General features: G+C 72.1%; 23 protein-coding genes and 1 pseudogene. 12 read left to right on the top strand and 12 right to left on the bottom strand.

The window, feature by feature from the left end:
- The first annotated feature begins 249 nt into the window (after positions 1-249).
- Positions 250-708, top strand: coding sequence for a hypothetical protein (locus P3T34_RS38965; RefSeq protein ID WP_280672682.1), 459 nt, complete (start codon positions 250-252; stop codon positions 706-708).
- Between the two features lie 24 nt (positions 709-732).
- On the opposite strand, the pseudogene P3T34_RS38960 reads toward P3T34_RS38965, so the two are convergent.
- Positions 733-975 (bottom strand): annotated as a pseudogene (locus tag P3T34_RS38960) (ATP-binding protein); the annotation flags it as partial.
- Between P3T34_RS38960 and P3T34_RS38955 the strand changes: the two are divergent.
- The 3 genes from P3T34_RS38955 to P3T34_RS40030 all read left to right on the top strand — a co-directional run bounded on the left by P3T34_RS38955 (position 952) and on the right by P3T34_RS40030 (position 2,928).
- Positions 952-1,200 (top strand): HAD-IA family hydrolase, encoded by a 249-nt coding sequence (locus tag P3T34_RS38955; protein WP_280671477.1) that lies wholly within the window; start codon positions 952-954, stop codon positions 1,198-1,200. The pseudogene P3T34_RS38960 and the gene P3T34_RS38955 sit on opposite strands and share 24 nt — an antisense overlap.
- Positions 1,201-1,306: 106 nt before the next feature.
- Positions 1,307-2,488: a chromate efflux transporter gene (gene chrA / locus P3T34_RS38950; RefSeq protein WP_280671475.1), complete on the top strand. Its 1,182-nt coding sequence runs from the start codon at positions 1,307-1,309 to the stop codon at positions 2,486-2,488.
- Positions 2,473-2,928, top strand: coding sequence for a MerR family transcriptional regulator (locus tag P3T34_RS40030; RefSeq protein ID WP_348534743.1), 456 nt, complete (start codon positions 2,473-2,475; stop codon positions 2,926-2,928). The genes chrA and P3T34_RS40030 overlap by 16 nt, the downstream gene beginning before the upstream one ends.
- On the opposite strand, the gene P3T34_RS38945 is transcribed toward P3T34_RS40030, so the two are convergent.
- The 5 genes from P3T34_RS38945 to P3T34_RS38925 all read right to left on the bottom strand — a co-directional run bounded on the left by P3T34_RS38945 (position 2,870) and on the right by P3T34_RS38925 (position 6,374).
- Positions 2,870-3,718 carry an FAD:protein FMN transferase gene (locus P3T34_RS38945; protein WP_280671473.1) on the bottom strand — a complete coding sequence of 283 codons (849 nt, stop codon included), beginning with the start codon at positions 3,716-3,718 and terminating at the stop codon, positions 2,870-2,872. The two genes, P3T34_RS40030 and P3T34_RS38945, sit on opposite strands and share 59 nt — an antisense overlap.
- A 5-nt stretch (positions 3,719-3,723) precedes the next feature.
- On the bottom strand, positions 3,724-4,227 hold the full coding sequence (locus P3T34_RS38940; RefSeq protein ID WP_280671471.1) for an FMN-binding protein: 504 nt from the start codon (positions 4,225-4,227) through the stop codon (positions 3,724-3,726).
- 13 nt (positions 4,228-4,240) lie between these two features.
- Entirely contained in the window at positions 4,241-4,669 is a 429-nt protein-coding gene (locus P3T34_RS38935) for a hypothetical protein (RefSeq protein ID WP_280671469.1), read from the bottom strand.
- 273 nt (positions 4,670-4,942) lie between these two features.
- Positions 4,943-5,299 carry a pyridoxamine 5'-phosphate oxidase family protein gene (locus P3T34_RS38930; RefSeq protein WP_280671467.1) on the bottom strand — a complete coding sequence of 119 codons (357 nt, stop codon included), beginning with the start codon at positions 5,297-5,299 and terminating at the stop codon, positions 4,943-4,945.
- A gap of 79 nt (positions 5,300-5,378) precedes the next feature.
- Positions 5,379-6,374, bottom strand: coding sequence for a nitroreductase family protein (locus P3T34_RS38925; RefSeq protein ID WP_280671465.1), 996 nt, complete (start codon positions 6,372-6,374; stop codon positions 5,379-5,381).
- 185 nt (positions 6,375-6,559) lie between these two features.
- Here P3T34_RS38925 and P3T34_RS38920 point away from each other — a divergent pair, with 185 nt between their 5' ends.
- Positions 6,560-7,276: a CBS domain-containing protein gene (locus tag P3T34_RS38920; RefSeq protein WP_280671463.1), complete on the top strand. Its 717-nt coding sequence runs from the start codon at positions 6,560-6,562 to the stop codon at positions 7,274-7,276.
- Positions 7,277-7,315: 39 nt separating this feature from the next.
- On the opposite strand, the gene P3T34_RS38915 is transcribed toward P3T34_RS38920, so the two are convergent.
- Positions 7,316-8,359: a zinc-dependent alcohol dehydrogenase family protein gene (locus P3T34_RS38915; RefSeq protein WP_280671454.1), complete on the bottom strand. Its 1,044-nt coding sequence runs from the start codon at positions 8,357-8,359 to the stop codon at positions 7,316-7,318.
- A 243-nt stretch (positions 8,360-8,602) separates the two neighbouring features.
- Between P3T34_RS38915 and P3T34_RS38910 the strand changes: the two genes are divergently transcribed.
- Together P3T34_RS38910 and P3T34_RS38905 are read left to right on the top strand one after the other, a co-directional pair.
- Positions 8,603-9,457, top strand: a complete 855-nt coding sequence (locus tag P3T34_RS38910; RefSeq protein ID WP_280671452.1) for a universal stress protein — start codon at positions 8,603-8,605, stop codon at positions 9,455-9,457.
- A 79-nt stretch (positions 9,458-9,536) separates the two neighbouring features.
- Positions 9,537-10,355, top strand: a complete 819-nt coding sequence (locus P3T34_RS38905; protein WP_280671449.1) for a hypothetical protein — start codon at positions 9,537-9,539, stop codon at positions 10,353-10,355.
- 30 nt (positions 10,356-10,385) lie between these two features.
- Here P3T34_RS38905 and P3T34_RS38900 read toward each other — a convergent pair whose 3' ends face one another.
- Both P3T34_RS38900 and P3T34_RS38895 read right to left on the bottom strand, forming a co-directional pair.
- Positions 10,386-11,297: a universal stress protein gene (locus tag P3T34_RS38900; RefSeq protein WP_280671447.1), complete on the bottom strand. Its 912-nt coding sequence runs from the start codon at positions 11,295-11,297 to the stop codon at positions 10,386-10,388.
- 90 nt (positions 11,298-11,387) lie between these two features.
- A complete protein-coding gene (locus P3T34_RS38895; protein WP_280671445.1) occupies positions 11,388-12,278 on the bottom strand; it encodes an aquaporin in 891 nt (296 codons plus the stop codon).
- A 24-nt stretch (positions 12,279-12,302) separates the two neighbouring features.
- On the opposite strand from P3T34_RS38895, the gene P3T34_RS38890 reads away from it, so the two are divergent.
- The 5 genes from P3T34_RS38890 (at position 12,303) to P3T34_RS38870 (ending at position 15,346) form a co-directional block, all read left to right on the top strand.
- The gene (locus P3T34_RS38890) at positions 12,303-12,584 is read left to right on the top strand and encodes an acetate--CoA ligase family protein (protein WP_348534742.1); all 282 of its coding nucleotides are present in this window, start codon (positions 12,303-12,305) and stop codon (positions 12,582-12,584) included.
- Between the two features lie 50 nt (positions 12,585-12,634).
- Positions 12,635-13,012: an ML domain-containing protein gene (locus P3T34_RS38885; protein ID WP_280671443.1), complete on the top strand. Its 378-nt coding sequence runs from the start codon at positions 12,635-12,637 to the stop codon at positions 13,010-13,012.
- A gap of 397 nt (positions 13,013-13,409) precedes the next feature.
- Complete coding sequence (locus tag P3T34_RS38880) at positions 13,410-14,555, top strand: site-2 protease family protein (protein WP_280671441.1); 1,146 nt, start codon at positions 13,410-13,412, stop codon at positions 14,553-14,555.
- 50 nt (positions 14,556-14,605) lie between these two features.
- Positions 14,606-14,770, top strand: coding sequence for a universal stress protein (locus tag P3T34_RS38875; RefSeq protein ID WP_280671439.1), 165 nt, complete (start codon positions 14,606-14,608; stop codon positions 14,768-14,770).
- Positions 14,771-14,902: 132 nt separating this feature from the next.
- Positions 14,903-15,346 (top strand): universal stress protein, encoded by a 444-nt coding sequence (locus P3T34_RS38870; RefSeq protein ID WP_280671437.1) that lies wholly within the window; start codon positions 14,903-14,905, stop codon positions 15,344-15,346.
- Between the two features lie 24 nt (positions 15,347-15,370).
- On the opposite strand, the gene P3T34_RS38865 is transcribed toward P3T34_RS38870, so the two are convergent.
- The 3 genes from P3T34_RS38865 to P3T34_RS38855 are packed head-to-tail and all read right to left on the bottom strand — an operon-like array spanning position 15,371 to position 17,156.
- The gene (locus P3T34_RS38865; RefSeq protein ID WP_280671436.1) at positions 15,371-16,315 is read right to left on the bottom strand and encodes a hypothetical protein; all 945 of its coding nucleotides are present in this window, start codon (positions 16,313-16,315) and stop codon (positions 15,371-15,373) included.
- A complete protein-coding gene (locus P3T34_RS38860) occupies positions 16,312-16,971 on the bottom strand; it encodes a cytochrome b N-terminal domain-containing protein (RefSeq protein ID WP_280671434.1) in 660 nt (219 codons plus the stop codon). Before P3T34_RS38860 ends, P3T34_RS38865 begins: the two co-directional genes overlap by 4 nt.
- Positions 16,968-17,156: a hypothetical protein gene (locus P3T34_RS38855; RefSeq protein WP_280669972.1), complete on the bottom strand. Its 189-nt coding sequence runs from the start codon at positions 17,154-17,156 to the stop codon at positions 16,968-16,970. Before P3T34_RS38855 ends, P3T34_RS38860 begins: the two co-directional genes overlap by 4 nt.
- Positions 17,157-17,170: the final 14 nt, after the last annotated feature.

The raw sequence follows: 17,170 nt of genomic DNA, 5'->3' as shown, positions 1-17,170 counted from the left end.
CCGTAATTCCAAGACCATCAAACCTCGCGGTGACGTACAGACCTCAGCCGATCGACGCAGGCCCTCCGACGCGAACGCAGCACCCGCCGAGAGCAAGTGCATGAACCGGAACAGAAGCTCGCCGCCGCTCTACGGAGAGATCCTCCGCCTCCAACGTCGACTCCGCGAACACGGCCTCGACGATCGTTGACCCACCCGCTTCAACGGCCACCTCGGCGACCAATGCCGAGGCTTCGCTACGGTGCTGCCATGCCGAAGACCAGCGTCGACAACGCCACCACGAACATGCTCTGCCTGTGGCTGGAGCCATGGGGCACCGATCACTGGATGCGCCCGGGCGAAGAGTTCACGGTCGTCACCGAAGGTGAACCCGAAGAGCCAGCCTTCAACGTGGTCATCCACGATCAAGGCATCAGCGTGTGGGTGAACAACGCCAACGCCGCCGAGGTCTTCGACAAGAACGGGAACGAGGCCCCCTGCGGGCATCAGCGCCCGATCGAGGCGATCAGGCAGTTCCTCGCGGGCGCGGAGCGACTGCTGGAGCACGTCAACGCCGAGGGCAGGTCGCCTATGCACCAGGAGATGGCCCGGACCCAGTACGAGCGACTGCGGCAGGAACTCGCCGAGGCCGAAGCACTGCGAGAGGGCAAGCCGCACGTGGCAGACGGCGTCGGCAACGTCCTGAACAGCGACGACAGCGCCAGCTGAACCGACAACGCCAGATAACTGCGGCGACTTGTCCCATGGGAATCCGGCGGCCTTGATCCGCCGCTCGGAGCGGCGGCGGGCCCGGTCGTCGCACTCGGCCATCAGCAACTCGGCGAGAAAGCCGCGGTAGGTCATTTGGTCCTTCGCCGCCCGGTCGGCGAGCTCGGCGAGCTCGTTGCGGATCGACGGCAGCCTCAGGAGCCTGCAGGCGGTGTCGATGGCCGTGGTCGCGGCCTGCTCGCGGTGCTCGTCCACCACGGCATCCACCGACTCCGGCTGGACAAGCTGCTGCCCGTCATCGTCACTCTCGACGACGTACCCCGGGCAAAGCCGGCCTCCGACGCATACCTGGAAGCCGCCCGCCGTCTCGGCGCCGACCCGGCCCGGTGCCTGGCCGTCGACGACTCCGATGACGGCATCGCGGCTGCCCAAGCCGAGGCGTTCACTGCCCTGCCTGTCCTCGGCCGCCTACCTGGAGCCACCCACTTGTGACACCCTGCCAAGCCGCGGCGCAGCGACTCCTGGCAACACCCGAAGTGGTGCATTCCCAATTGCGGGTAGGGTCGCGGCGCGGTTCGGTCGACGAGGAGAGCACGACGTGGCAGCAGAGGAGGACCGGGCCGGTGGTGCCCGGGTCGGGCTAGGGACAGTAGCCCTGGAGTGGGGCCGGATCGGCTGCATCGGGTTCGGCGGTCCGCCAACGCATATCGCGCTGCTGCGCAAGCTCTGTGTGGAACGGCGGCAGTGGATCTCCGCCGCCGAGTTCGAGGACGGGATCGCGGCGACGAACCTGCTGCCGGGCCCGGCGTCGACTCAGTTGGCGATCTTCACCGCGTGGCGGTTGCGCGGGCTGGCCGGCGCGCTGGTCGGCGGGCTGTGCTTTATCGTGCCGGGGCTGGTGCTGATCCTGGCACTGGCCGCGCTGTTCCTGGCCGGGCATCCGCCGCTGTGGGTGCGGGGCACCGCAGCCGGCGCCGGGGCGGCCGTGGCCGCGGTCGCCGTCCAGGCAGCCGTCTCCCTGGTGCCTGCGAGCTGGAACCGAGCCGGCGACGGGCGGGCCGCGCGGGGCCGATGGATCGGCTATGGCCTGACAGGCGGGGCTGCGGCCGCGCTGGTGGGGCCGTGGCTGGTCCTGGTGCTGGTGGGTGCCGGCCTGGTCGAGGTCGCAATGCGGGCCGGCGCTGCGAGAGAGCGGAACCGGTGGGGCTCGTGGCCGGTGTTGGCCACCGCCCCGGCGGTAGGTGCCGGGGGCCTGCTGGCGCTGACGTGGGTGGCGTTCAAGGTCGGTGCGCTGTCTTACGGTGGCGGGTTCGTGATCATCCCGCTGATGCAGGCCGACGCGGTGCACCACTACCACTGGATGAGCGACGGCCAGTTCCTCAACGCGGTGGCGCTGGGGCAGATCACACCAGGTCCGGTGGTGCAGACCGTCGCGGTGGTCGGCTATGCCGCAGCCGGCGTGTGGGGCGGACTGCTGGCCGCCGCGGTGGCCTTCACACCGTCGTTCCTGTTCGTGATCTTCGGCGGACCCCGGTTCGACCGGCTGCGGGCCGACCAGCGGGTGCAGGCGTTCCTGACCGGCGCCGGGCCCGCCGTGATCGGCGCCATCGCCGGCTCCTCGATCCCCCTCGCTCTTGCCCTTGAGCACGCCTGGCAGTTCGGTGTGCTGGGCGCGGCGGCCGTGTGGCTGCTAGCTGCCCGCCGAGGGGTGGTCACCGCCCTGCTCGGGGCGGGACTGCTGGGCGCCGTCGCCGCCCTGGCCGGATGGCCGGTGGCCTGACCGCTGTCGGGCAGGAGCGCTCCAGCGGTCGGCGCCGGGATGGATGTTGCCCGACCAGCGGCAGAAGCGGGCTTGACCTTCGACACTGCTCCAAGGTTTACGGTCGCGGTGTGACCAGCCTTCGGATCTCCCAGCTCGCCGAACGCAGTGGTGTGCCCGCGACCACCCTGCGGTTCTACGAGGGCGCGGGCTGCTGCCCGCCGGCCGGACCGCGTCCGGATACCGCGTCTACGGCGAGGAATCGGTGGAGCGCTTGGCATTCATCGGCGCGGCCAAGCCCCCGCCGCCGGCGCCGGCCTGCTCGCCGAGCTGTTCGATCCGGCGTCCTGACCCCGTCCCCGCTCTCCGCACCCGTCGGCACAAGTCCTTCCCTCGTGCTCGTCACCCGCTCCGTTGCCCTGTTCCTTGGCGGTCAGGGTGATGGGCGGCGGGCGCGGTGAGCAGGCCGGTCAGGCCGGGGGTGTGGCGGACGGCGCCGTGCGGGTCGACGGTGAGTGCCTGGTAGCCGGTGCGGTGGGCGAGGTCGTCCAGCCAGGCGTGGGCGGTGGCCGGGCCGTGGGGGCCGGTGGTCATGGCGAGGGCGGCGGTGGCGTAGCCGTCGGCGAGGGTGAGGTCGGGGCCGGTGACGGTGACCTGGGCGAGGCCGGTGGCGGGGCGTGCGGTGCGCGGGTCGAAGACGTGGGCGCCGCGTTCGGCGGTGCCGGAGGTGGCCACCGCGCCGTCCTGCAGGTGGAGCACGGTCAGCACGGTGCCCGGGTGGTGGGGGTCGGTGATGCCGACCCGCCAGGGGGCGGGGTCGTCGCCGCTGTGCAGGCGGACGTCGCCGCCGGCGTTCAGGACGTGCCGGGGCAGGCCGTGGGCGAGGGCCAGGGCGGAGGCTGCTTCGGTAGCCCAGCCCTTCACCGCGCCGCACGGGTCGAAGTGCGGTGGGTCGCCGACCGCCCAGGCGTCGAACGCGCCGCCGCTGTCCTGCTTCAACTGCTCGCACAGGTCCAGGACTTCGCGGATCCGTGGGCCGTCGGGGTGGTCGGCGAGGGCGGTCAGGGGCAGGCGTCCGTCGCGGATCCGGCTGATCGGACTGTCCGGCTTGAACGGCGAGAAGACTTCGTCGTCGTAGTGGAGGTGGGCGAACACGGCAGCGGCTGCGGCCTGGAAGGCAGCGGGGTCGGAGGTGTCGGGGGCGGTGAGCGAGACGACGGTGCCCATGACGTGGTCGGTGGCGGTGCGCACGGCGGTCACCGGTGGGCCGCGTCGAGGGCGGCTTGGAGCGACTGCGCGTATCCGTTGGAGGTGTAGGTCGCGCCCGAGACGACGTCGATGTTGGCGCTCTGCGCCGCCAGTGCCTCGGACTTGAGTTGGGGCAGGGCGTAGGAGTCGATCTGCGAGCTGTGGCCGCCGGTGGTCTGCTGCAGCACGGTGATGTCGGTGATCTTGCCGTCGGTCAGGACGGCCTGGACCTGCACCGGGCCGTAGCGGGTGTCGACCACGCTGCCGGTGAACCGCCCGCTGGCCGAGGCCCCGGCGGAGCCCGACGACGGACTGTTCGACCCGCCCGACGGCGCGGCGGCGGTGGGTGCGCCGGGGTTCGTGGAGCCGCCGCCGGCCGGCGACTGCGCGCCCGAGGGGCCCGAGGTCGCCACGAGGGCGGAGTGCGGGGAGCTGGCGGACTCGACCTTGGCCCCGATGACCAGGGCGAGGCCGGCACTGGTGGCGAGCAGCGCCATCGTGGTCTTGTTCATGGGTCTTCCCGTCCTAGAGCTCGAACGCTTCGCTGTGGATCCGCCGTGCGGGGACCCCCAGGCGGCGTAGCTGGCGCTCGGTGGCCTGTGTCATGCCGGCGGGCCCGCATAGGTACACGTCCCGGTGGGCGGCGTCGGGCACGCTCTGGCGCAGCCGCGCGGCGGACAGCGGGTCGCCCTGGGGTCCGCTGCGCGGGCCGACCAGCGGGTACAGGCCGAAGCCGCGCCGGCGGGCGATCTCCTGCAGCTCCCGGTAGAGGACGAGGTCCTCGGCGCGGGAGGCGCGGTAGAGCAGGATGACGTCGCCGCCGCTGCCGGGCAGGCTCTCGTAGAGGGCGCGGATCGGGGTGATGCCGGCGCCTCCCGCGATCAGCAGGACCTTGCGGGTGGGGTTGCGGCGCTGTTCGGTGAAGGCGCCGTAGATGTCACAGCCATGGTCCACCGCCCGCGGCCCCCCTGCCCAGCACGGCGGGCGGTCCGACCTGCGTACCGGCCTTGACCCGAACGCAGCCAACCGCCGACAGCATCATCTGAGCCTCAGCGCATGAGTACTGGGCGACAGCGGAACACGAGGCCGTCGCGCCGATCCTGCAACGGGTGGGAGCCCGATTCAGAGGATCCTCGTAGCCATCGTCTGGTCGATGAGATGAACGGTGTGGACGTCGACACCGACGCACCCCTTCTGCTGACATTGTCCAAAGCTGACTCCTTCGTCTCAGAATCCGAGCCGCGTGCCGGTGACCAGCTCGCTCTCGATGCGCAGGTACGAACCCACGGCGCGGTGGCCCCACGGCTGCGGCCCCTCCTGGCGAAGGTCGGCGAGCTGAGCCGGGTCGGTAAGCAGATGGGATCGACCGATGACGAGCACGGACCAGCCCTGGAGTGTCTGTTCGTCGAGCCGATCAACTTGGAACCCCACGACGACGTCCTCCAGTGAGGTAGCCAGTCCTGAGCCTGCAGGCAGCGGGACGACCACGGCGCCGTCGGGGTCCAGTACGAAGCTCGTCGGACTGACGGCCGGCATCGCGCCCTCGGTGTGGATGAGGCGACCGACCGCCGTCTGACGCAGCAAGTCCAAGCTCTGCACGTGGGACCAGGTGTCGCCGGACTGACCGGACGGATCGGTCGGCAGACGCCCTGACCTGGGAGCCTCAGCGGGGATCATGGGGTTCACCGTCCAGGACGGCGTTCGCCGGACTGCGGGGGGTGGCTGCTCCTTCGGGCCCGTGTCCCAGGCGGATCAGCATCTGGGGGTGACCGGGGCCGTGGCGCGGGTCGCGCAGCGTCCAGCGCAGGTCGGGCCACTCCATGGCCTGGTGCAGCAGAGATGCCTGCAGGCCGTGGTCGGTGGCGAGCAGCAGGACGTGTTCGAGTGCTTGGCCGGCCCGCAGCCAGTCGGCGGGCGCGTCGTGCGCGGTGGAGAGCAGGACGATGCACGGGTGGGCCTCGAAGGGCGCGGGCGGCAGGTGCTCGGCGGGCCTGATGGCGGAGAAGTCCCTGACCGGCAGTCGACCTTCGGCATCCTGCGGGCCGAGCGCCGCCGGCGGAATACCGTACGGACCGTCGTCGGGCGCGTGAATTGCGTGGCGGCTCTCGGTGCCGCGCCGGGGCTCGGTGGTGCTGCGTCGCTCGGCTTCCGCGGTCACCGCCAGCAGCCGGAGAACCTCCACCTCGCCGGGCATCGCGAGTTCGGCACCCTCCGCACGGGCGGCAGCGGCGAGTTCGGCGAGGACCACCGGATCGACCGGCTGGTCGGTGAAGGGAAGGCGGCTGCTGTGTCGGCGCCAGATCGCCTCGTGCAGGTCCCGATCGCCGTCCGCGACGATCTGGGTGGGACCGGCAAGCCGGACGGCGGCCAACAGGTCCGGTTCTGCCGGGTGGGGCAGAAGCTGCACAACCGGTTCGCGCCCCAGGTGGCGGACGGCGACGCGCAGGTTGAACACGGCCGCACCGACGGAGATGTGGACCCCGCGTCCTGCGGAGTCGGTGACCTGCAGCGCCTGCTGCGGCACGGCCCGGACCTCCAGCGTGGTCGTCTCGGGACGGAAGCGGAAGCGCCAGGGCTGGGTGTTGTGCATGGATGGTGCCGCGACCGCGGCGGAGACCAGGTGCTCCAGGGCTGCGGCGTCGAGGGTCGAGGTGAGCATGAGGGCCTCCTCCGCCGGTGGAGGAGGGAGTTCCTCCTCCCACTGCCCATCGTGCGCGCGGCAGGCGTCTGCACACAGGGGCCGACCGGCCCCGCCTTCCCCGCCGAGCGGCCCTGTTCGCTTCGCCTGGCATCGGCGCAGAGTGGTTCTCGGGGACACCCGGACAGGACGAGGAGGCGGTCACCATGTCCCGGCAGCCGCACGGACGAGCCGGACTCCCGCGCCGAACCCGGGTGAGCGAGGTGATGTCCCGCCAGGTCCTCGCGATCGATCCCCGGGCAGGTTTCGCCGTAACCGTATCCGCCCTGCAGGACCACCACCACGACATGCTGCCCGTGGTCGACCGGGAGCGGCACGTGATGGGCATGGTCTGCGCCTCCGACCTGCTCACCAAGCTTGCCGTCCAGGCCCTCCCGCCCCGGTCCATGCTGTGGGAGCCCCGAAACATTCGGACGATCCGACGCAAGGCGGCCGCCGTCGAGGCCGGTGAGCTCATGAGCACGCCGGCCGTGACCGTCGGCGAGCAGACGACTGTCGAGCAGGCGGCCCTGCTGGCGCTGCGGCACCGCGTACACCACCTGCCGGTGGTCGACTCCCAACGGCAGCTGACCGGGATCGTCTGCCTGTGCGACCTGCTGAACGTCCTGCGACGCGACGACGCAGCCGTCCGTGCCGAGGTCGAGGCGGTCGCCCTGGCACCCGACCTCGGCACGGTGGCCGCGACGCTGCGCGTGGGCTGCGTACACGGTCGGGTCACCCTGGAGGCCCGCACCGTCCACCACCACCAGGCCGACTGGCTGCTTCACCGCGTACGCGCCGTCGAAGGCGTCGTCAGCGTCGCCGACGATCTGCGCTGGGAGATCGAGGACGAGGGACTGGCCGGTCCCCAGACTTCCGGCTGACCTGGGTGCGCCTGAGCACGACGAGCCTGACGAGTCCCCTTAGGTGCGGAAAAGGGCAACCTTGAGCGCGCCGTTCGCTCCGGCGTCGGCGAAGACGTCATATGCCTCCTGCATCTCGTCGAGGCCGAACCGGTGGGTGACCAGCCCGGAGACGTCGAGCCGGCCGGCGGCCAGCATGTCGAGGAGCAGCGGGGTGCTGCTGGTGTCGACCAAGCCCGTGGTGATGGTGACGTCCCTGATCCAGAGGTCCTCCAGGTGGAGGGTGGCCGGCTTCCCGTGCACACCGACGTTGGCGACCCGGCCGCCGGGACGCACCACACGGGTGCAGAGTTCGAAGGTCTCGGGCACGCCGACGGCCTCGATCGCCACGTCGACACCGCGGCCGTCACGGGTCAGGGCGCGGACCGCCTCCTCGGTGGCCTCGGCCGAGGTGAGGACGAAGTCGGCGCCGGCCCGCTTGGCGGCGTCCAGTCGGCTGGGCGCCAGGTCGACGGCGATGACCCGGGCGGGGCTGTAGAGCCGTGCGGTGGTGATCGCGGCCAGCCCGATCGGCCCCGCGCCCACCACCAGCACGGTGTCGCCCGGTTCGACCCGGCCCTTACGGACACCGACCTCGTAGGAGGTGGGCAGGATGTCGGCGAGCAGCAGCGCGGTCTCGTCGCTCACGCCGTCGGGGAGCCGGTGGAGGGAGTTGTCGGCGAAGGGGGTGCGGACGTACTTGGCCTGCGTACCGTCGATCAGGTGGCCGAGGATCCAGCCTCCGCCTCCGGTGCACTGGCCGTAGGTTGCCGCCCGGCAGTAGGCGCAGCGGCCACAGGCGGAGATGCAGGAGACCAGGACGCGGTCGCCGTCCTGCAGCGTCCGCACGGCCGCCCCCGTCTGCACGACCGTGCCGACGGCTTCGTGGCCGAGGACGCGGCCATCGGTCACCTCCGGGACGTCGCCCTTGAGGATGTGCAGGTCGGTGCCGCAGATGGTCACCGCGTCCACGCGGACGACCGCATCCTCGGCGTCCTGGATCACCGGGTCAGGGACGTCGCCCCAGGTGCGGCGTCCGCGGCCGTGGTAGGTCAGGGCCTTCATGTCCGATCACTCTCCTGGCGGGTGGCGGCTCGCTGACACCTCCAGGCTCCCGCTGCCCGCCCGGCCTGCACAGGGCCGGTCGGCCCCGGAGGGTGGGCCTCTGGGGGCATCCCGGCACCTGGGGACAGTGCATGCGGTGGCCCGCCCTGCCGCAGGGCGACCGCAGACATAGCCTGAATCGACAGCACCGACCAGGAACCCGGCGGGGACAAGGTCGTCCTCCGCGAGCGAAGGGAGCCGACGATGGGCAAGCCGGTCATCGTGGGTGTGGACTCATCACAAGCCAGCAGGCACGCGCTCGACTGGGCGGCCGACGAGGCGGTCCTGCGAACCGAGCCGCTGAGCGTCCGGCACATCTGGGTCGAGGAGACCACGAAGACGCCCGACGGCCAGGAGTCACCACCCAGCAGAGAAGCCGGCGAGGCGCTGCTCGACGAGGCCCTCGCCCGGACCCTGCGGCAGCACCCGGACCTGGAAGTCTCGATCGAGCTGCTGGACGGCCGGTTGCGCGACGCGATGACCGAGGCGGCACACGGCGCCGACCTGCTGGTGCTGGGGGCACGCGGGTCGGGCGGGTTCCCGGGCCTGCTGGCCGGCTCCACCAGCCTCTTCGTCGCCGCGCGCGCGACCTGCCCGGTGGTGGTCGTCCGGCCCACCGACACCGAGCCCGGCAGAGGCGGGGTGGTCGCGGGCATCCACGGCGACCACGGGGACGAGGAGGTCCTGGCGTTCGCCTTCGACTTCGCCCAGCGACAGCACCTGCCACTGCTCGCCGTGCACGCCTGGTCCTACCCGCTGATCGCCATGCCCGGCCACGCCAATCCTCCGATCTTCGAGGAGACCCACATCGGCGCGGAGCAGCGCCGGCTGGTCGCCGAGGTGCTGGCCGGCTGGCGTGAACGGTTCCCGCAGGTCGATGTCACCCAGTCGGCGGTGCGGGCCCATCCGGCCGGGGAGTTGGTGGCTCGCTCGCGCGAGCACCAGCTGGTCGTGGTGGGCCGCCACGGCGAACCGCGCGGCCCGCTCGGCCGCCTGGGCTCGACGAGCCAGGCCACCGTCCTGCACGCCGGCTGCCCGGTCGCCGTCGTGCCCACCTGACCCCCACGTCCGCAGGGGCACCGCTCCGCTGGCCGCCTCCGCCCGCGACGGGCACGCCGGGCCGCCGGCCGAGCAGCGGATGGACCTCGACCTGCGCCGCGGCGTGCTCACCCGGCACGCCCTGGTCGTGGACGCGCAGGGCCGGCGCACCCGTCTCGTGCAACGCCGGATCGCCAGCCAGGCCCAGCCTCACCTGGCCGTGCTGGAGACCGAGCTGCTGGCGGAGAACTGGTCCGGCCCGCTCGAAGTCCGCTCCGCCCTGGACGGCACCGTCGCCAACACCGGCGTCGCCCGCTACCGGGGCCTGACCAGCCGCCACCTGGTACCCGCCGGACAGGGCCTGGACGAGGACGGCACGCTCTGGCTGCAGGTCGCCACCGCCGGATCGCCCCTGCACATCGCCCTCGCCGCCCGCACCCGGGCGACACCGCACGAGCCGCACCGCACCAGCCGGCTACGCGACGGCTGGGCAGCCGACTCGACCTCCAGCACGGCACCACCGCCGAGGGCGTCCACCTCGGCGCGATGGCCGGCGCCGTCGACCTCCTGCACCGCTGCTACACAGGGCTGGAGATCCGCGAGGACACCCTCTGGCTGGACCCCCGCCTGCCCTCGGCGCTCGGCCGGCTCGAACTCGACCTGCGCTACCGGGGCCACTGGGGCGTCCGGATCGCCGTCGACCGGCACACGGTCACCGTCAGCCTGCGCGAGAGCCGCCAGCCGCCGGTCCGCGTCGCCTTCCGAGGCTCGACGACGGCGATCCTGCCGGGCAGAGGACGGCCGTGCCTACCTGGCCGAAACGGCCCGGCACCGCCCAGCCGTCCACGTGCAGCGCTACGCCATGAGCCGGGCCGACACCGCGCTGGCGGACCTCGCAGCCGACCGGGTCACCGAGTGACACCGCCGATCGTCCCTGGACGGGTGGAGCTCAGGGGGCGCCGCCGCCGTCCCGCCGGTCGCGGTCACCCGACGGTCCGGGCACGACGACGACCGGGCAGCGCGCGTGGTGCAGCACGCCCTGGCTGACGGAGCCCAGCAGCATGCCGGTGAAGCCGCCGCGTCCGCGTGTTCCGACCACCAGGGCCAAGGCGTGCTCGGATGCCTCGGACAGGACGGCCACCGGGTGACCGCGCACCACGTCGTGCGTCACGTCGACATCGGGGTACACCTGGGCGCGCCCGGCCGTGGCCTCGGCGACCACTCGGCGGGCCTCCTGCTCGGCCTGGTGCTCGTCGAGCCGGTCGGGGCGTCCGGTGTGGAGTCCGTAGATCACCCGCAGTCCCGCGCCACGCCTGGAGGCGGCCGCGAAGGCGTAGTCCACCGCGGCCTGCGACACCGGGCTGCCGTCCACTCCGACCACCAGGTAGGGGGGCTGCCGGGTCACGTGCTCGGGGTCCCGGACCACCACCACCGGGCAGCTCGCGTGCGCGATCAGCGAGACGGCCACCGAACCGGCGGTGAACAGCTCCCGCACTGCCGGGAGGTGCTGCGAGCCCAGGACGAGCAGCGCCGCCCCCTGCTCCTCCAAGCGCAGGACCTCAGCCGGCTCACCCTCCGCCAGCACAACGTCCACCACCAGCCCTGGCTGCCGTTCACCGGCGAAGCGTGCCGCCTCCCCGAGGGCCCACTCCCCCGCCGCATGGATCAGCCTGGCCTCCTCGTCCGCTTCGGCCCAGAGCAGCGGCCGCGCGCTCACGGGTGTCGGCGGTCGACAGACCAGCACCAGGCGCAGCGGCAGGTCGCGGCGGTGGGCCTCGTCGGCCGCCCAGGCGAGCACCATGCGGCTGGGGTGCTCGGGGTCGACTCCGACGACCGCGGCTGAGCGCCTCTGCGACTGCATCGCGTTCTCCTTCCGTCCGTTCGCACGCACTGACCGTCCCCCTCCAGCCTCCCCCTCCCGGCTCCCGAGGGCAGCCGGGGTGGAGTGCGGTCAGTCGAGCGGCCTACCGCACTCGGGGCAGACGGCCGACGGCTCGGCTACTGCATTGCCGGTGGGGCCGATGTCGGTCCGTTCCTTCACGAGACGAGCCCGCTGGCCCTGGGCCGCCAGGACAGCCGCCGCCGAGTGCGGCCCGCGCAGGATCCAAGCGAGCGGAACGGCGAGCACCGCACCTATCAGCGGCCCCACCAGGTAGATCCACACCTGGCCGGCGCTGCCGCTGACGACGGCGGGGCCGAGGCTGCGCGCGGGGTTCATCGATCCGCCGCTGGCGGGACCGGCCCAGAGCCCGGCCAGCACGACGTAGCCGCCGACCGCGATGGCGGCGTTGTGACCGATGTTGCGGGCCCCGGACGCTGTTCCCAGGATCACCGTCACCAGACCCAGGGTGAGCACGATTTCCAGGACCAGCGCGGTGCCGTCCCCCACCCCCGGACCGGGCACGGTGGCCCCCAGTCGGCCCACCGTGCCGAACAGCGCGCGCAGTAGGCCCGCCGCGGCGAACGCCCCGACCGTCTGGGCGAGGACGTATCCCGGCACCCGGCGCCAGGGGAAGTCCCCGCGGGCCGCGAAGGCCACCGACACCGCAGGATTGAGGTGGGCACCCGACGTCTCCCCCAGTGCGTAGATCAGCGCGAGCACCATGGCACCCGGCGCGACAGCCTGCGCGGCCGGGCTCACCTCCCCCCTGGACACCGCAGCGACCACGCCCGCACCTGCGGCCACCAGGACCAGGAAGAAGGTGCCGACGGCCTCGGCGGTCAGGCGCTCCCACTCCGGCCAGCCGCCCTTGACCGCCTCGGCCGCCGCGGCTCGGCGGGCCCGCACCTGTCGAATCCTGGAGACCACTTCGGGCGCCGCTCGCGCACCGTCGTCGCTCATCGTTCTCACCCCGCCCTTCAGCAGTTGCCTGTTTCATTCTCGGCAGCGGCCGACCGGGCCCCCAGGGCCGGAAGGGGTACAGCCGGTCGGGCCGGACTGGCCCGACCGGCCCTGATGGCCGTCCAGGACCTGCTCGCCCGACTCTCCCGGCTGGCCGACGACCTCCCCCATCTCGCCGAGGCCGACCTCAACCCGATCATCGCCACCCCCGACGGACTGCTCTGCGTGGACGCGAGGGTGCGGCTGGAGCCCCGGCACCCGCTCGACCCCTGCCTGCGTCGACTGCGCCAACCGGCAGCAGGCTGAAGGGCAGGAAACCGGCATCGCCCTGTAATCGTCACGCTACTGTGTGCAGCATGGCTAGTTACCAGGTCAACGACCCTTCAGGCACCAACCTCATGGAGGTCATCAACGATGTCCTGACGCCCGACCCTCCGGTGAAGGGCGCTGACCTGCGCATCGCCATCTCCGGGAAGCTGCGCAAGGTCCCCGCCAGCGGTGCGAAGGTCGACACCCTGCTGAAGTACGGCATGATCGCCATTGCTAAGCAGAGCGACGACTGGGCCCAACTCTTCGCCGGCAGCACCGCCCCGACTGCGCCTGGCCCGGTCACGTTCGCCGTCACCCTCCCATGTCCCAGTGACTCACCCAGCGGCAAGTACGCCTACTCCCTCACCGCCACTTCGGGGGACGACGTCATCGTGGACCTCACCGGAGCCTTCTTGCTCAGCTGAGGCCGCTCCCACACTGGCCCGTGTTCCCCACGCCGATCAGCGTGGCGAACACGGGCCAGTCGTCGATCCCACATACCGCCAACCGTTGTCGTGTTGGGCTCAGGAGCAGCTCCTCAGTCCCAGGTGGATGGGTGCGGTCACCCCATCAAAGTCCGCCGCTCAGAGCCAATTCGGTGAGAATCCGACAACACGGATGAGACCGAGCGAGAATCCGCCAGCTGCTCTGCGACAGGACATCTACTACGTGCGGTCGCGTGGGAGTAGAGCCGGGGCGGCACAGTCGCGAATGAGAAAGGGAATGAGGACGACGATAGAAGTGGCCTCCGTACCGACCGAGCAGGCACCAGCCGGCCCGGCCGGCCCCGGCAGCGGGGTAACACCAGAAGGCAGGGACACCATGAAGGGCACCGTACCCCTGGGACGGATCCTCGGCGTGCCGCTTCGCATCCACTGGAGCGCGCCCCTGCTGGTCCTTCTCCTGGCCGACAGCCTCAGCAGCAGCACTCTCCCCGCCTGGGCGCCGGGGCGCTCCGCCACCGTCTACACCACGGCCGGCCTCCTCGGTGCGCTGCTGCTGATGGCGAGCCTGCTCGCGCACGAGGCGGCGCACGCGGTCACCGCGCGACGGGCCGGAATCGAGGTCGAGGACGTGACGGTCTGGGGGCTGGGTGGGGTCACCCGGATGGGTCGCGCCCGGACTCCCCGGGTCGACCTCGCCGTCTCGGTGATCGGGCCCCTGACCAGCTTGGCGCTCGGCGGAGTCGCGATCGCCGCCGGTCTTGCGACGCAGCATGCGCTCCACTGGGCGATTCCCTCGGCTGTGCTGCTCTGGACCGGCTGGGCCAACCTGCTGCTCGGCGCGTTCAACCTGCTGCCCGCCGCACCTCTGGACGGCGGACGGGTCCTCCAAGCAGTGATCTGGTGGCGCCGGGGCGACCGCGAGCAGGCGCAGCGGGTCGCCGGCCGCACCGGCCAGGTCGCTGGAACGCTGATGGCCGTGGCCGGCTGGGTCGAGCTGACCCACGGCGCGAGTGCCGGCCTGTGGCTGATGCTCGTCGGCTTCTTCGTCTCGATGTCCGCTGTGGCCGAGGTCCGCCGCGCCACGCTGGAGAGCGCGCTGCGCGGAGTCCTGGTGGCCCAGGCGATGTCCTCACCCGTCGTCACCGGGGCCGACTGGTTGACCGTGGACCGATTCCTCGTCGAGGTCGCGACGAGGGGCCGCCACTCGGCGATCCCCCTGCTCGACCTCGACGGACACCCGAGCGGCATCGTCGAGCTGCGCCGACTCGCGACGGTCCCGCCCGCGCGGAGGGGCGAACTACGGGCGCGCGAGGTGGCCATCCCTCTCGCGCGCTGCGCACAGGCCGCGCCCGACGACAGCCTCCTCGACGCACTGGAGCGACCGGGTGTGACGATGCCGCTGCGGATCCTGGTGCTCGACGCCGGAAGACTGGTCGGCATCGTCACCGGCCACGACGTCTCCCGGATCGCGCAGCGGAGCGTGCCCGCGACGCATCCCATAAGGGGCCGCCCGACCGGCTGACCGTCCGTTCGGCCACGATGCGGGGCCGGGGGCTCTGCGCGAGGATGGCGATGCGTGGACCAGCGCGCCGGCAGCACGCGACGACCCCGGCCGGAGCCGACCTGCTCGTCCTCGGACGCCGGATCCGCCGACACGGCACCCCACGCATCGGACCCGCCGCGCACGCCCTGGTGCACCACATCCAGTGTCCGATCGCGGTGGTTCCCCATGTGTGACCAGCAACCTCCGGCGGCTCCCCGCAGTGGGGCCGGCCGTCCGGACGGGCCCGTGCCCGGGGCCGTCCGGCCCTGGGCGCCCGCGCGCCGAAAGAGCAGCCTGAGACTGTCAACCGAGTAGCGAGGTGCGAGATGAGTGCAGAAGAGTCGGCAGGGAGTCGGATCGTGGTCGGAGTGGACGGTTCGCCGTCCTCGAAGGCCGCGCTGCGCTGGGCGGTCGATCAGGCCCAGCGGACCGGTGCCGTGGTGGACGCGGTCGCCTGCTGGGCGTACCCGACGGTGTACGGCTGGGGAATGACCGGGGTGGATCCCGAACTTCCCGACGCCACCGGGAAGATGATCGCCCAGGCAGTGGCCGAGGTAGTCGGTGACGACCCGCCGGTGGAGGTCCGCGAGAGCGTCGTGCTCGGCAACGCCGCAGAGGTACTGCTGGACAGGGCTCGGCGGGCCGAACTCCTGGTGGTCGGCAGCCGGGGCCACGGCGGCTTCTCCGGCGCCCTGCTCGGCTCGGTGGGCCAGCACTGCGTGCAGCACGCACACTGCCCGGTCGTCGTGATCCGCCACGCCGAGAGCTGACCGGCCGGTGCAGAGCCCGCTTCGCTACCGCTGTTCGCGGTAGTGGTCGCGCCAGATCAGGCGGTACACCTTCGTCCACCGGGGGACGGACCGGACGCCGGGGATGAACGGCACCAGGACGAGACCGAGGCTGAGCACCGCCATGAGCACCCAGATCAGGGCGTCCGCGTTGGTCGAGCTCTTGAACGGGTCGATCTGGTACCAGAAGGTGTACAGCCACAGCCATGCCTGCCCCGGGTAGCTCCCGGTCTCGTTCATCATGCCCCACTGGTCGCCGGACAGGTGCTGGGCGTCGGCCAGGCCCGCCAGGTAGGCGCCGTCGGTCAGGAAGAGCATCGGCTTGGTGTAGTCGGTCTGGTAGAAGTGGCCCTGGGCCAGCAACTGTCCGTCCAGGCCGCCGGCCTGGGCAAGCGTCAGCAGCCGTCCGGCCAGTACCGGGACGGGTCCGTAGTCGCCCGGGGCGACCTGGGCGGGGTCGCCGCCCGGGGCCTTGCCGAGCGCGTCGGAGTAGGCCGCGGTCCACGTCTGCTGCCGGTCGCTCGACGCGGCGCTCCAGGCGGCGAGCGCGGCGGTGACCTCCGCCGGTTCGGGGGCCTGGCGCAGCGGGCGCAGGACGAAGTCCTCGGCGGTGTCGACCGGGATCCGCACGCCGGCGGCCCGTTGCAGGCCGAGCGGACCGATCTTCTGGCCCGCGCCGGGGGTGTCGTTGTACGGCGGACCGTACTGCGCCGTCGTGCTGGTGGCGCCGAGCTCGGCGACGGCCGTCGCGGTGAAGTCGCCCGGGGCGGCGGCGGACCAGGCCGCCAGGGTGACCGGTTTGTCGTCCGGGGAGGAGAACAGCGCGGCGAGGCCCGCGGTCAGCAGTGCCACCACGACCAGCGCGATGGTGAACTCCTTGAGCAGGTCGTACGGGCGAGTGGGGAACGCGGCGGACTCGGGCTCCGCCGCACGGCGGGAGAGCGGTTTCACGGCCGCCCCTGGACGGCGCCCGGTTCCGGGAGCGCGGCGTCGATCGGCGGCACGATCCCGCGGCGACGGACCAGCAGGACGTGCAGGCCGGTCAGCGCGCCCAGGGCGAGGGGCAGCAGCACGATGTGCCACATGAGCATCTGGCCGAAGTCCAGGACGTTGAACCAGGCACCGATGCCGACCGCGTTGAGGCCGTCCTTGGCCTGCCCGGAGATCCACTGCGAGTCGAAGTTCTGCTGCGTCAGATAGCCGGTGAAGGCGGCGCCGACCGAGGCGAGGAAGCAGACCGCCCCGGTCATCCACGTCATCGCCCGCCGACCGCGCCAAGCGGCCATGAAGAACTTGCCCCACAGGTGGATCACCATGAAGAACATGAACAGCTCCACACCCCACAGGTGCAGACTGTTGACGTACTTCCCGACGCCGGAGACGTGCCACCAGCCGGGGCCCTCCAGGGCGAGCAGGCATCCGGTGGCGACCACCACGACCAGCGCCGACACGGTGAGCACGCCGAAGACGTAGATCCACGAGGCCATGTACGCGGGCTGGGTGTCGGGCAGCAGCTTCTCCGGCGGGAGGGTGCGGACGGCGTACCGGCGTACCGCCCCGGTCCACCCGCCGGGGCGGACGTCCCTTGACGTCGCGGGGTCGCTCACCTGCGCCCCCGCCCCTTCGGGAACGGCAGCAGCACCGCCGCGACGAAGACCAGCACCATCAGGCCGACGACGACCAGGTTCGCCACCGAGATCTGCACCACGCCCCAATGGACGTAATGCCCGGTGTGGTTGAGATCCACGGGCGCTGCGAGCACTCGCTCCGCAGACGCCGCTGCCACCGCCATGGTCGGCCCCTTTC

Source organism: Kitasatospora sp. MAP12-44, from assembly GCF_029892095.1.
In the GTDB taxonomy this organism is placed as follows: Bacteria; Actinomycetota; Actinomycetes; order Streptomycetales; family Streptomycetaceae; genus Kitasatospora.
Note: the sequence above shows the minus strand (reverse complement) of the source record. Positions and strands in the feature narration are given on the sequence as shown.